The sequence below is a fragment of the Glycomyces luteolus genome, assembly GCF_027622875.1.
GTDB classification, from domain to species: Bacteria; Actinomycetota; Actinomycetes; order Mycobacteriales; family Micromonosporaceae; genus Glycomyces; species Glycomyces luteolus.
In genome coordinates, this window is sequence record NZ_JAPZVP010000005.1 from 306136 (window position 1) to 317927 (window position 11792).

Sequence of the window (11792 nt, forward strand, 5' to 3'; positions counted from 1 at the left end):
CACCCCTCCCACCCGAAAGGAACCCATCAATGAAGTCCATGACGAACGGCTTGCGGGCCGCCGCGGCTCTGCTGGCCGCCGCCGCCGCGCTCGCCGCCACGGCCGCGTGCGGCGCGGCGACCGCCACCGGCGACGCCGCCGAGCAGGAATCCGATTCGACCGGCGCGTTCCCGCGCACCATCACGCACGCCATGGGCGAGAGCGAGATCCCGGCCCAGCCCGAGCGGGTCGTGGTCCTCGACTCCGGCGAGCTCGACGACGTGACGCTCCTAGGCATCGAGCCGGTCGGCGCGGTGGCCCCGCACTTGAAGACCACCGGCGGTTTCCCCGAATACCTCTCCGAGATGACCGCGGACACTGTGGACGTCGGCCCGATGGAGGAGCCGGACCTGGAGAAGATCGCCGAGCTCGCGCCGGACCTGATCCTGTCCTCGAAGATCCGCCACGAGGCCATTTACGAGGACCTCGCCGCGATCGCCCCGACCGTGTTCACCGAGACCACCGGTGTGGCATGGAAGGAGAACCTCGCGGTCCACGCCGAAGCGCTCGGCCTCGAAGACGAAGCGGCCGAAGCGCTGGAGGCCTACGAGGCCCAGGCCGCTGAGCTCGGCGCTCTGATCCAGGAGTCCAACGGCGGCGAGATGCCGACTGTCTCGGTCGTCCGCTTCCTCGCCGGCCCGACCCGCCTCTACCAGAAGGCCACCTTCTCGGGCGTGATCCTTGAAGACGTCGGCGTCGCCCGCCCCGAGTCCCAGGACGTCGACGACTTCGCCCTCGAGGTCGGCCCGGAGCAGATCGACCTCGCCGACGCCGACTTCGTGTTCGTCACGGTCGCCGACGACCCTGAGAAGACCGAGCAGGAGGCCGCCATGGACAGCCCCCTGTGGGCCGAGATGGAGGCCGTCAAGAACGACAAGGTCTTCAACGTGGCCGACGAGATCTGGATGAGCGGCATCGGCATCCAGGCGGCCCGCCTGGTCCTCGCCGACATCGCGAACGCCACGGGCGTCGAACTCCCCAGCGCCGAATAACAAGGTCCGGGCCGCGCCTGCTCAGGAGCGGCCCGACCGAAAACCTCGTTGCCGCCTGAAGTGGGCGGTGCGACGCTGGTGCACATGCCCGAATCCATCGAGGCGCTGCGCGCCCGCTACAGCGGCTACACGTGGGCACCGATCGGTATCGGTCACTCCGAAGCGCAGGTGTGGCGGCTCGAAGGACCGTCGCCGCTGTTCGCGAAGGTCGGGAACGACCTGGCGCGCGAGGCCGAGGCACTCCGCTGGCTGGCGAGCTTCGACCTCGGCGCCCCTGAACTCGTGGCCGCAGGCAGATTCGGCGACGGCCGCGACTACCTCGTCACCACGGCCGTCCCCGGCCGCTCCGGGGCAGAGCCCTGGCCCGAGTCCGATCGGGGAGCGGTAGTGGAGGCGATCGGCCGATACCTCGGCCGCTTTCACACGCTCCCGGTCGATGAATGCCCCTTCCGCGATGAGGGTGCCACCGGCGACGACCTCGTGGTCTCCCATGGCGACTTCATGCTCCCGAACGTGATCCTGGATCCCCGTACCTTGACCGTCAACGGCGTCGTCGACGTCGGCACGCTCGGCGTCGCCGAGCGCGGCCGCGACATCCATGACATGGTCTGGAGCCTCACGGCAGGCCTCAACCCGCAGTACGGCGAGGCCCACGCCGATCGGTTCCGGAAGGCGGCTGGGCGCTAGCACGTCATCCATAGCCCGGCAGGGATTTGAGGAGATCCCGGAAACTCGGACAGGGGCTGCGGAGCACGGTGCAATGAGGGTGCCGACCGGTTCGTGGACTGCCCGACGTGCTGTCCGCCGGTCCGGCGACCAGGAGGATGAGTCCAATGCGCATGTTGCTGAAGGTGCAGGTCCCGGCGGACGGTGGCAGCCAGATTCCCGAGGACGAATGGCCGAAGAAGCTGAAGGAGATCATGGAACAGCTGAAGCCGGAGGCCGCCTACTTCTCCCCGCAGGACGGCATGCGGACCATGATGATCTTCTTCGACATGAAGGAGGTGTCGATGATGCCGGTCGTCACCCAGCCCATGTTCGAGATGCTGAACGCGAAGATCTCGATCTCGCCCGCCATGAACCTCGACGACCTCATGACCGGGCTGAAGAAGGCGCAGAACAACCGCTGACCGCGCCGAAAGAGCAACGAAGGGCCCGGCCGATCGTGGCCGGGCCCTTCGCCGCACTTGTCAAAGCGTGGTCCGCCAGCTCAAGTCGACCAGGCGCACCACCGTGCCGAAGCGAGGCAGGTCGAGGTTGATCGCGGCCTCGTGTTCGGCGCCGCTCAGGGCGCTCATCGCGTCCTCGACGAACACCAGGTCGAACCCGTGGTCGGAGGCGGCCCGCGCGGTCGACTCCACCCCGAGGTTCGTCATGATCCCGGCCATCACCAGCGTCTGCGCTCCGAACTGCTTCAACACGGCATCGAGGTCAGTGCCGTAGAAGCCGCCGATCGAGCGTTTCACCACGACCGCATCTGCAACCATCGCAAGTTCCTCGGTCAGTTCGCTTCCCGGCGGCTGTTCCTCCACATTCGGGCGTTCGACTCGGATCGCCACGACTGGCGCACCCGCTTTGCGGGCGCCATCGGCAAGGGCGAGTGCGGCTTCGAGGACTTCGGCGCCTGAACGCGGCTGCATCTCCAACTGCAGCAGCCGGGGCATGAGGTCGACGATGACGACTGCGATTTGTTGGGGGTCAAGGACTGTCACGCTTTTACAGTAATCGGAGGCGGATACCTTGGCGGGCTTACTTGGCAGTACGCCGTGCATAACTGCCGACTGGAGTTGATGTGTCGCAGAACGGGAAGATCGTGTGACAGACTGCGAACAGCGACTGCCTCGAAGCCCGCTCGAATACCGGAGATTTCCAGGTCCGTGACAGCAAGCTCGGCGACTCCTCACCGACCTTCGATCTGGCTACCACTGACTTCACCGGCCTCCTCCGCGCGGCTCGCCGCAGTTGACACCTCGACATGGCGAGAGCCCGACCGCAAAGCGGCCGGGCTCTTCGCGTTCTACTCAGTCGGCGTCACGCATTCGCAGGAGCTTGCGAGCTTCGACGGTCGTAATCGCCGGTCGCTGCGCCAGCGCCGCCGCCCTCGCGGCCCGCTCGACCAGCTGAAGATTGCCGGTGACCGGCTGCCGCCTCGCGTACGAGACCGTGTCCTCCATGCCCACCCGCAGGTGCCCTCCGTGGGCCAGCGAAGCGAGCATCACCGGGAGCGTGGTGCGACCGATGCCGGTGGCCGAGAACGTGGTCCCCTCCGGCAGGTACCGGCGGACCCCCTCCGCGAAGGCCGTCACCGTAGACGCATCCCCGGCCGCGCCACCAGGCACGCCCAGCACGAAGTCGACGTGCACATGGCCGCCGAACGGCAGGCCGTGCTGATGCAGCAGCCGCTCCAGCGCGGCCAGATGCCCGAGGTCGAACAGCTCGTATTCCGGTACGACCGCCTTGTCCTGCATCCGCTTGTGCAGCTCGACGATGAACTCCCAGCGGTTCATGAACACGTCGTCGCCGAAGTTCACCGTGCCCATCGTGCAGGAGGCCATGTCCGGTTCCGCGTCGAGCACCGCGAGCCGGGCCTTCTCGCCGTCGTGGACCGAGCCGCCCGTCGAGAGCTGCACGATGAGGTCCGTCGTGTCCCGAAGGGCCGCAACGGCATCGCGCAGCCGCACCGGGTCGAGGGTCGGCCGGGTGTCGTCGCCGCGCAGGTGCACGTGGATGATCGAGGCCCCGGCCTGCTCGCATCGCTTCGCGGTGTGGACCAGCTCGTCCAGCGTCACCGGCAGCGAGGGAACCTCGGCCTTGTCGACCTCGGCCCCGGTGGGCGCCACCGTGATGAGGGTGCCGGTCATGCCACCTCCGCGGCCTCGTCCTGGCGGGCCACGGCCAGCCGCGACTTCGCGGCCGCCGCGTTGCCGTCCTCTTTGGCGCGTACCGGCGGGTGCATGTTCGCCCACCACTGCTGTCCCGCTTTGGGAAGCGTGTCGATCGGGTCGTAGAACGGATACCGGCGGGTGAGCGCGTCCGGGTCGTCGGCCTCGATCGACGTCCGGTAGTTCTTGGTCCAGTAGGAGATGCCCAGCTCGCGGTCGTACTCGGAGAGCTGGTGGACCCACCGCTTGCCGACCATCGGCACGTCGCAGATGATGCGCGGCGTCGCATACCCGGGCAGGTAGCCCATGATCGCGGTCTGCAGCTCCTGCGCCTGCGCGACCGAAGTGCGCCAGTGCTCGGCGTTCGGGATCATGTCGCACATGTAGAAGTAGTACGGCAGGATGTTCGCCTCGCCCTGCAGCGCGAAGCACAGGTCGAGCAGGTCGGCTTGCGTGTCGTTGACGCCGCGCATGAGCACGCCCTGGTTGCGCACGTCGCGCACGCCGGCGTCGAGCATCGCCGCCGCGGCGCGCGCCACGGTCGGGGTCACCGAGTTGACGTGGTTGATGTGGGTGTGGATCGCGAGGTTGACGCCCTGTCCGGCGGCGCGCTTGGCGACGCGGGCCATGCCGTCGACGATCTCCTCCTGCAGCCAGTGCTGCGGGAGGCCCATCAAAGCCTTGGTGGCCAGGCGGATGTCGCGGATGGTCTCCACGTCGAGGAGCCGGTCGAGGAACCGTTCGAGCTGCTTCCACGGCAGGTTCGCGACGTCGCCGCCCGAGACGACCACGTCCCGCACGCCCGGGTGCGCCTCGAGGTATTCGAGGATCGCGGTCTGCCGGTCGACCGGCTTCAGCGCGAGCCGCCGCTTGTCCACTGTCGGGGTCGAGTTGCCGACGAGGTCCATGCGGGTGCAGTGCCCGCAGTACTGAGGGCAGGTCGAGAGCAGCTCGGCGAGGACCTTCGTCGGGTACCGGTGGGTGAGCCCTTCGACGGCCCACATGTCGTGCTCGTGGAGGGAGTCGCGGGTCGCGAACGGGTGCGAGGGCCAGTCGGGGTGCCGGTCGGAGGCGACCGGCAGCATGTACCGGCGCACCGGGTCGGCGTGGAACGCGTCGGTCCAGGAACCGGCGGCGGTCTCCTCGATCGCAGGGGCCATCGTGTTGAGCATCTGCGGCGGGAGCAGCATCGACATGGTCGCCGAATGCGCCATGTCCTGCGCGAGGTCCTCGTAGAACGACTCGTGGAGCCGGTCGCCGACGACCTCCCGGAGCTGCTTGACGTTCTTGACGCATTGCGCGCGCTGCCACTGCGCCGAGGCCCAGTCCGCCTCGGTCACGTCCGCCCAGCCGGGGAACCGGGTCCAGTCCGGTTCTTCCAGCCTGCGCCGCCGGTACTGGTAAGGCTGCTCGATCACGGGCACCCTCGGCGACGCTTGCGAGCCGTAAACGGGCGCAGTGTCTCCCGTTGGTCGATCCGACACCTTCTCACCTCCATGTCCGGGCTGTTGGCCCGGGAAACCTCGCAGACGGGGATGACCGTCCTTGTGACGAGGATAACCTTCCGTTACTGTTGTGCGCTAGGTCCCGCATATTGAGACTCTATAAAAACTCTGCTACCAAGAAGGGCGGCAACGATGTCGACAGGCTCACCGGTCGGATCGCACCGAGTCGTCAGCCCCGCCGGAGCGCTGCCACAAGCAGCGGACCGGCTCGACCCCGACCCCGGCATCGCCGACGACGAGGTCCGCATCAGCGTCGAACGCCTCAACCTCGACGCGGCCTCCTACCGGCAGCTCCACACCGCCCACGGCGGCGACGGCGAGGCCGTCCGCGCCGAAGTGCGCGCCATCATCGAGCGGCGCGGCAAGATGCACAACCCCGTCACCGGCTCCGGCGGCATGCTCATCGGCACCGTCGAAGAAGTCGGCCCCCGCTCGCCGCTCGGGCTCAAAGCGGGACAGAAGGTCGCCACCCTCGTCTCCCTGACCCTTACCCCGCTGCACATAGATGACGGATTGGCGCGCTGGGACGGCAAGTCCGAGCAGGTTCCGACCAGCGGCCACGCAATCCTCTTCGGCCGCTCCATCGCGGCCGTGCTCCCCCCGGACCTGCCCGAGCACCTCGCGCTGGCCGTCCTCGACGTATGCGGCGCGCCCGCGCTCGTCCGCAGGGTCGTCGCCCGCCGCGCGTCCGCCGAGACCACCGTCGCCGTCCTCGGCGCCGCCGGGAAGTCCGGATCGCTCTCCCTCGCCGCCGCGCGGGACGCCGGCGCCGCGACCGTGGTCGCCGTCGTCCGCGACGAGATCGAAGACGCCTGCCTGCGCGGCTCCGGCCTCGCCGACGAGATCGTCATCGCCGACGCCACCGACCCGCTCCGGCTCGCCAAGAAGGTCGAGCACGCCCTCGACGGCCGTGGCGCCGACGTCACCGTCGTCTGCGTCGACGTGCCCGGCTGCGAACACGGCGCGATCCTCTCGACCGCCACCGGCGGCACCGTCGTCTTCTTCTCCATGGCCACCTCCTTCACGGCCGCCGCGCTCGGTGCCGAAGGGCTCGCCGCCGACGTCGAGATGCTCATCGGCAACGGGTACGTCCCCGGCCACGCCGACTACGCCCTCGACCTCCTCAGGGCGAACCCGCACCTGAAGGACCTGTTCATCGACCGGGTAGGGGAGGAGACCGAATGACCGCCGAACTCCCGCTCGACCCCGCCGTCGTCGCCCGCGCCCGCCGCCTCGCCGCGAAGGCCGCCCAACCCGTCGTCGACCTGGCCCGCAGCCACACCACGGTCTCCGTCGAGCGGGCCACGCTCCGCCTCGCGGGCCTCACCGGCGCCGACCCCGACGGCATCCCGTGGGTCAACCGCCTCGCCGACGCCGTCCAGGAACAGGTCGGCATCGACCACGGCATCGCCCTCCCGGTCTTCCACGCGCTCAAGGACTACCCGGACCTCGACCGCCTCGCCCACGCCGCGGCGGCCGACGGCGTCCGCTTCACCCTCCCCGAAGGCCATGCCGCCGAGACCGCCCGCGAACACGCCCGCGCCGCCGTCCTCCACGGCTTCGACCGCATCGACCGGTCGCGAAGCAGGAGGGACGAACTCGTCGCCGAGATCGGCGACCCGCCCCAGCGGCCCTGGATCTACCTCATCGTCGCCACCGGCGACATCTACGAGGACATCCCTCAGGCCCAGGCCGCAGCCAAAGCCGGTGCGGACGTCATCGCCGTCATCCGCTCCACCGGGCAGTCCCTTCTGGACTACGTTCCCGAAGGCGCCACCCGCGAGGGCTTCGCCGGCACCTACGCCACCGGGGAGAACTTCCGGCTCATGCGCGCCGCCCTCGACGAGACCTCCCGCGAGGTCGGCCGCTACATCCGCCTCACCAACTACGCGTCCGGGCTCTGCATGCCCGAGATCGCCGCGCTGGCGGGGATGCACCGGCTCGACATGATGCTCAACGACTCGATGTACGGCATCCTGTTCCGCGACATCAACCCGATCCGCACCTTTGTGGACCAGCGTTTCAGCCGCCAGGTGCACGCCCGCGCCGGGATCATCATCAACACCGGCGAGGACAACTACCTGACCACGGCCGACGCGGTCGACGCCGCCCACACGGTCACCGTCTCGCAGCTGCTCAACGAGCGCTTCGCCCACGAGGCCGGGCTCCCCGACCCGCTGCTCGGCCTCGGGCACGCGTTCGAGATCAATCCCGAGGTGCCCGAGTCGTTCCGGCTCGAACTCGCGCACGCCCTCCTGGCCCGCCAGCTGTTCCCCGACGCGCCGCTGAAGTGGATGCCGCCGACCAAGCACATGACCGGCGACGTCTTCCGAGGGAACCTCCTCGACGGGTTCTTCAACCTCGCCGGGGTCATGACCGGGCAGTCGATCCTCTTGGTGGGCATGATGACCGAAGCGGTCGTCACGCCCTGGCTCTCCGACCGGGACATCGCGCTCCAGAACGTGCGGTACGTGCTCAACGCCTGCGCCGGGCTCGCCGAGGACTTCCATCCGCCTAAGGACGGCTTCATCGCCAACCGCGCCAACCAGGTGCTCGGCGAGGCCGTAGACCTGCTCGAGAAGATCGTGGACGACGGCCTGCTCAACGCCATCGCCGACGGCACGTTCGGCATCATGAAGCGCCCGGCCGACGGCGGCCGCGGCCTCGACGGCGTGGCGAAGCGCGCCGAGGACTACTGGAATCCGGCAACCGAGGAACTGGACAGGACCAGCCCCGATCAGGACGCCGAGCCGATGGAGGCCGCCCGATGAGCCGGATCATCAGGCCCTACGGGGACACCACCGGCGACGGCATGGTGCAGCTCTCCTTCACCCTGCCCGTCCCGCACGACAAGCGCGCCGAGGGCGCGGCCCTCCAGCTCGCCGCCAAGATGGGCCTCGACGGCGCGATGCTCGTGCACGCCAAGGGCATCGGCGAGGGCTACACGTTCTTCGTCGTCTACGGCGCGTCCACGCACCTCGTCAACCTCGACGAGGTCAAAGTGGTCGAGAAGGACTACCCGCACCTCAGTCCCAAGGAGGTCAACGACGCCATCCGCGAGCGGCTCGGCCGCAAGCTCTGCGTCGTGGGCGCCTGCATCGGCACCGACGCGCACACCGTCGGCATCGACGCGATCCTCAACATCAAAGGCGTGGCGGGGGAGAAGGGCCTGGAGTACTACCGCGAGCTCCGCGTCGTCAACCTCGGCGCGCAGGTCGCCGTGCCCGACCTGGTGAACCGGGCGGTCGACGAGGAGGCGGACGCGGTGCTCGTGAGCCAGGTCGTGACCCAGAAGGACGCCCACCTGCACAACACCCGCGAGATGGCGGCGGCCTTCCGCGAGGCCCTGCCGCCGGGCCGCCGCCCGCTGCTCGTCGTCGGCGGTCCCCGCTTCGACGAGGGCGCGGCGACCGAGCTCGGCGTGGACCGCATCTTCACCCGCGGCACCACGCCGTCCGACGTGGCCTCCTATCTCGTCCACCGGCTCGTGACCAGCAGAGAGGACGCAGCATGACCGACCACAACGGCACCACGGTCACCCACCGCCGCTACATTCCCTACGGCCACGCGCACTACGGCGGGAACCTCGTCGACGGCGCCTACGGGCTCGGCCTGTTCGGCGATGTCGCCACCGAGCTGTGCATCCTCACCGACGGCGACGAGGGCCTGTTCGCCTCCTATGCGGACGTCCAGTTCAAAGCCCCCGTGAAAGCCGGAGACGTCGTGGAGGCCACCGCCACCGTGGTCCGCACGGGCCGCCGCAGCCGCACCGTCGAGTTCACGCTCATGGTCGTCTGCCGCGCCGACCCGGAACGCGGCGACTCGGCCGCGGTCGTCCTCGACGTGCCGATCATCGCCACCACCGCGACTGGCACCGTGGTCGTCCCGTGATCGCAGCCGTCGTCTGCGTCGACGTCGGATCGACCTACACCAAGGCCGCCGCCGTCGACGCGGACACCGGCGCGCTCCTCGGCACGGCCTCGCGCCCGACCACGATCGGCACCGACGTCATGGAGGGCCTCCGCGCCGCCGCCGACGAGGCGACCCCGAAGGGCGCCAAAGTGGTCGACACGCTCGTCTGCTCCTCGGCCGGCGGAGGCCTGCGGCTCGCCGTGATCGGCAATGAGCCGCTGGTCACCGCCCGCGCCGCCTACCGGGCCGGGCTCAGCGCCGGGGCCCGCATCATGGACGTGCGCGCCGGGGCCCTCACGGCGGGCGACTTCGTGGAGCTCGCCGGGTCTCGGCCCGACGTGATCCTCCTTGCCGGAGGCACTGACGGCGGCGACGAGACCGCCCTGCGCGCCCATGCGGCGGCGCTCGCCGAGTCCGGCTCCCGCACGCCGGTCGTCCTGGCGGGCAACGCGGACGCCGCTGACGACGTCGCCGCGCTCCTGACCGGTGCAGGGATCGACACGACCCGCGTCGCGAACGTCCTGCCGCGCATCGGCGTCCTCAACCCCGTGCCAGCCCGCACCGCGCTTCGTGAGGTGTTCCTCCGCCACGTGATCGCCGGGAAGCACCTCTCCGCCAGCGCCGACTTCACCCGCATGGTCAAGGCCGCCACGCCCGACGCGGTGCTCACCGGGGTGGAACTGCTCGCCGAGGCCACGGGCGCGGACCTGCTCGCGGTCGATGTCGGCGGCGCGACCACCGACGTCTACTCGGTGCTCACCCCCGACGCCGAGCGCGAGGGCCCGCGCGCCGAGGTGGCCGGGACCGCTTGGCGCTCAAGGACCGTCGAAGGCGACCTCGGCGTCCGCCACACCGCCGTCGGCATCACCGAAGCCGCCGATGAAGAGGACCTCGCCACCAGTTGGGGCCTGCCGGAAGCCGCTCGACTGCGCGCCGCGAACCCCGGGTTCAAGCCCTCCGACCCCGCCGACGACGCGGAGCTGAGCGCTCTCGCCGCCCGGATCGCGGTGCGCCGCCACGCGCGCGGGGAGCGGATCGGGGGCCCGACCGAGCCGCTTCGCGGCGGCAAGGACCTCGCGGCCGTGAGTCTCGTCGTCGGCTCCGGCGGTGTCCTGCGCCGCGATCCCGAGGCCGCCGTGTGGCTGCGCGAGGCGGTCGGCGCCGACACCTCCGGGGGCGTCCGGCCCCCCAAGGACGCCCGCTTCGTGATCGACGCGGACTACCGGCTGGCCCCTGCCGGGCTCCTCGCCGCGAACGGCCACCGCGGTGCCGCAATAGGACTCCTCGAGTCCACTTCGTTCTGATCTGAGGCAACCGCTCGCCCTCCTTGAGGCGTAACAGTGTCGACATCCCCTCAACACCTTGCAAGCCAACGAAAGGCGACCATGGAACGACGCGATGTAATCAAGCTCGGGGCCGCAGTGACCGCCGGCAGTGCCGTCCTCGGCTCCGCCTCCGCCGCGCACGCGGAGCAGTCCACCACGCAGGCCGCCGTCACGCCGGCCTCGCAGATCAAGGCGGTCTGGGACACCGAGACCGCCAAGGCCGGCGGCACCTGGCAGGGCTATGTGACCCTCCTGAACGGCACCGGCGCGCCCGTCGTGGCCGTCAACAAGAGCTCCACGAGCATTCAGACCGCCGCGAGCATCAACAAGCTCGGCATCGCGCTCGGCGTGCTCGACAAGATCGACCGCGGCGAACTCGCCCTGGACGACCGCATCACCCTCACCCCGGACATCATCCTCACCGGCTCCGGGTTCTACTTCCACCAGACCACGTACGGCGACGAGATCACCGTCGCGAACGTCCTGGTCGCCATGCTTCTGACCTCGGACAACACCTCGGTGCGGCTGTGCGGCCTGGTCTGCCCGCCCGCCGAGATCAACGAGACCCTGGCGGCCAAGGGCTTCAACGACACGCGCGTCATCCCCAACCCGGCCAACCCGAACCGCATGTGGCTCGGCAACACCACCACGTTCGAGACGAACGACCTGCTCACCCGCCTCGCCAAGGGGGAGCTGCTCTCCGCGAAGCGCACCAGCTTCTTCCTCAACGTCCTGAAGGGTCTCAGCGGCTACCACGACGGGTTCCGCCGCAACATGTCCTCGGCCGAACGCGCCCGCATCGCCATGAAGTACGGCGCGGACGACGCCACCCGCAGCGAGTCCGGCGTGGTCTACAGCGCGTCGGGCGCCCCGGCCCTCGTCTACTCGTTCATGGCCCAGTACACCGACCACTGGGGCAACTACGGCGCGACCCACCCGGCCGTGCAGGCCCACGCCGTCATGGGCCGCAAGATGTTCGACATCGTCAACGCGGCGGGCGCGGCCGCCTCGGACGCGGTGACCCTCGAAGTGGAGCAGGAAGCCCTCAACGGCGGCCTGACCCAGTAAGCAGATAGGCGGAGTCCCCGGGGCGCGCCGCCCGGGGGCCCCCCCGGGGGCACCCCGAGGCCCCCCGGA

General features: G+C 69.8%; 12 protein-coding genes. 9 read left to right on the forward strand and 3 right to left on the reverse strand.

Features of this window, described 5'->3' with window-relative positions:
* Positions 1–29 precede the first annotated feature (29 nt).
* The 3 genes from O1R50_RS08610 to O1R50_RS08620 all read left to right on the forward strand — a co-directional run bounded on the left by O1R50_RS08610 (position 30) and on the right by O1R50_RS08620 (position 2161).
* Entirely contained in the window at positions 30–1031 is a 1002-nt protein-coding gene (locus O1R50_RS08610) for an ABC transporter substrate-binding protein (RefSeq protein WP_270109539.1), read from the forward strand.
* 84 nt (positions 1032–1115) lie between these two features.
* Complete coding sequence (locus O1R50_RS08615; protein WP_270109540.1) at positions 1116–1718, forward strand: phosphotransferase; 603 nt, start codon at positions 1116–1118, stop codon at positions 1716–1718.
* A 146-nt stretch (positions 1719–1864) separates the two neighbouring features.
* Positions 1865–2161: a hypothetical protein gene (locus O1R50_RS08620; RefSeq protein ID WP_270109542.1), complete on the forward strand. Its 297-nt coding sequence runs from the start codon at positions 1865–1867 to the stop codon at positions 2159–2161.
* Between the two features lie 60 nt (positions 2162–2221).
* Here O1R50_RS08620 and O1R50_RS08625 read toward each other — a convergent pair whose 3' ends face one another.
* From O1R50_RS08625 to O1R50_RS08640, 3 genes are all read right to left on the reverse strand, one after another.
* Positions 2222–2803 (reverse strand): isochorismatase family protein, encoded by a 582-nt coding sequence (locus tag O1R50_RS08625; protein WP_270109543.1) that lies wholly within the window; start codon positions 2801–2803, stop codon positions 2222–2224.
* A 249-nt stretch (positions 2804–3052) separates the two neighbouring features.
* Positions 3053–3892 carry a BKACE family enzyme gene (locus tag O1R50_RS08635; RefSeq protein WP_270109544.1) on the reverse strand — a complete coding sequence of 280 codons (840 nt, stop codon included), beginning with the start codon at positions 3890–3892 and terminating at the stop codon, positions 3053–3055.
* Positions 3889–5337 carry a KamA family radical SAM protein gene (locus tag O1R50_RS08640; RefSeq protein ID WP_408612635.1) on the reverse strand — a complete coding sequence of 483 codons (1449 nt, stop codon included), beginning with the start codon at positions 5335–5337 and terminating at the stop codon, positions 3889–3891. Before O1R50_RS08640 ends, O1R50_RS08635 begins: the two co-directional genes overlap by 4 nt.
* Positions 5338–5550: 213 nt before the next feature.
* On the opposite strand from O1R50_RS08640, the gene kdd reads away from it, so the two are divergent.
* From kdd to O1R50_RS08670, 6 genes are all read left to right on the forward strand, one after another.
* A complete protein-coding gene (gene kdd / locus O1R50_RS08645) occupies positions 5551–6603 on the forward strand; it encodes an L-erythro-3,5-diaminohexanoate dehydrogenase (protein WP_270109547.1) in 1053 nt (350 codons plus the stop codon).
* The gene (gene kamD, locus O1R50_RS08650; protein WP_270109549.1) at positions 6600–8189 is read left to right on the forward strand and encodes a lysine 5,6-aminomutase subunit alpha; all 1590 of its coding nucleotides are present in this window, start codon (positions 6600–6602) and stop codon (positions 8187–8189) included. The genes kdd and kamD overlap by 4 nt, the downstream gene beginning before the upstream one ends.
* Complete coding sequence (kamE, locus tag O1R50_RS08655; RefSeq protein WP_270109551.1) at positions 8186–8932, forward strand: lysine 5,6-aminomutase subunit beta; 747 nt, start codon at positions 8186–8188, stop codon at positions 8930–8932. Before kamD ends, kamE begins: the two co-directional genes overlap by 4 nt.
* Entirely contained in the window at positions 8929–9309 is a 381-nt protein-coding gene (gene kal, locus O1R50_RS08660; RefSeq protein WP_270109552.1) for a 3-aminobutyryl-CoA ammonia lyase, read from the forward strand. Before kamE ends, kal begins: the two co-directional genes overlap by 4 nt.
* On the forward strand, positions 9309–10634 hold the full coding sequence (locus tag O1R50_RS08665; protein WP_408612649.1) for a glutamate mutase L: 1326 nt from the start codon (positions 9309–9311) through the stop codon (positions 10632–10634). Before kal ends, O1R50_RS08665 begins: the two co-directional genes overlap by 1 nt.
* A gap of 81 nt (positions 10635–10715) precedes the next feature.
* Positions 10716–11723, forward strand: coding sequence for a serine hydrolase (locus O1R50_RS08670; protein ID WP_270109554.1), 1008 nt, complete (start codon positions 10716–10718; stop codon positions 11721–11723).
* Positions 11724–11792: the final 69 nt, after the last annotated feature.

Bases quoted from the DNA above. Each gene is read 5' to 3' on its own strand.
- kal (WP_270109552.1), top strand. From the start codon at position 8,929: ATGACCGACCACAACGGCACCACGGTCACCCACCGCCGCTACATTCCC.
- O1R50_RS08615 (WP_270109540.1), top strand. From the start codon at position 1,116: ATGCCCGAATCCATCGAGGCGCTGCGCGCCCGCTACAGCGGCTACACG.
- O1R50_RS08635 (WP_270109544.1), bottom strand. From the start codon at position 3,892: ATGACCGGCACCCTCATCACGGTGGCGCCCACCGGGGCCGAGGTCGAC.
- O1R50_RS08670 (WP_270109554.1), top strand. From the start codon at position 10,716: ATGGAACGACGCGATGTAATCAAGCTCGGGGCCGCAGTGACCGCCGGC.
- O1R50_RS08620 (WP_270109542.1), top strand. From the start codon at position 1,865: ATGCGCATGTTGCTGAAGGTGCAGGTCCCGGCGGACGGTGGCAGCCAG.
- kamE (WP_270109551.1), top strand. From the start codon at position 8,186: ATGAGCCGGATCATCAGGCCCTACGGGGACACCACCGGCGACGGCATG.
- O1R50_RS08610 (WP_270109539.1), top strand. From the start codon at position 30: ATGAAGTCCATGACGAACGGCTTGCGGGCCGCCGCGGCTCTGCTGGCC.
- kdd (WP_270109547.1), top strand. From the start codon at position 5,551: ATGTCGACAGGCTCACCGGTCGGATCGCACCGAGTCGTCAGCCCCGCC.
- kamD (WP_270109549.1), top strand. From the start codon at position 6,600: ATGACCGCCGAACTCCCGCTCGACCCCGCCGTCGTCGCCCGCGCCCGC.
- O1R50_RS08625 (WP_270109543.1), bottom strand. From the start codon at position 2,803: ATGCACGGCGTACTGCCAAGTAAGCCCGCCAAGGTATCCGCCTCCGAT.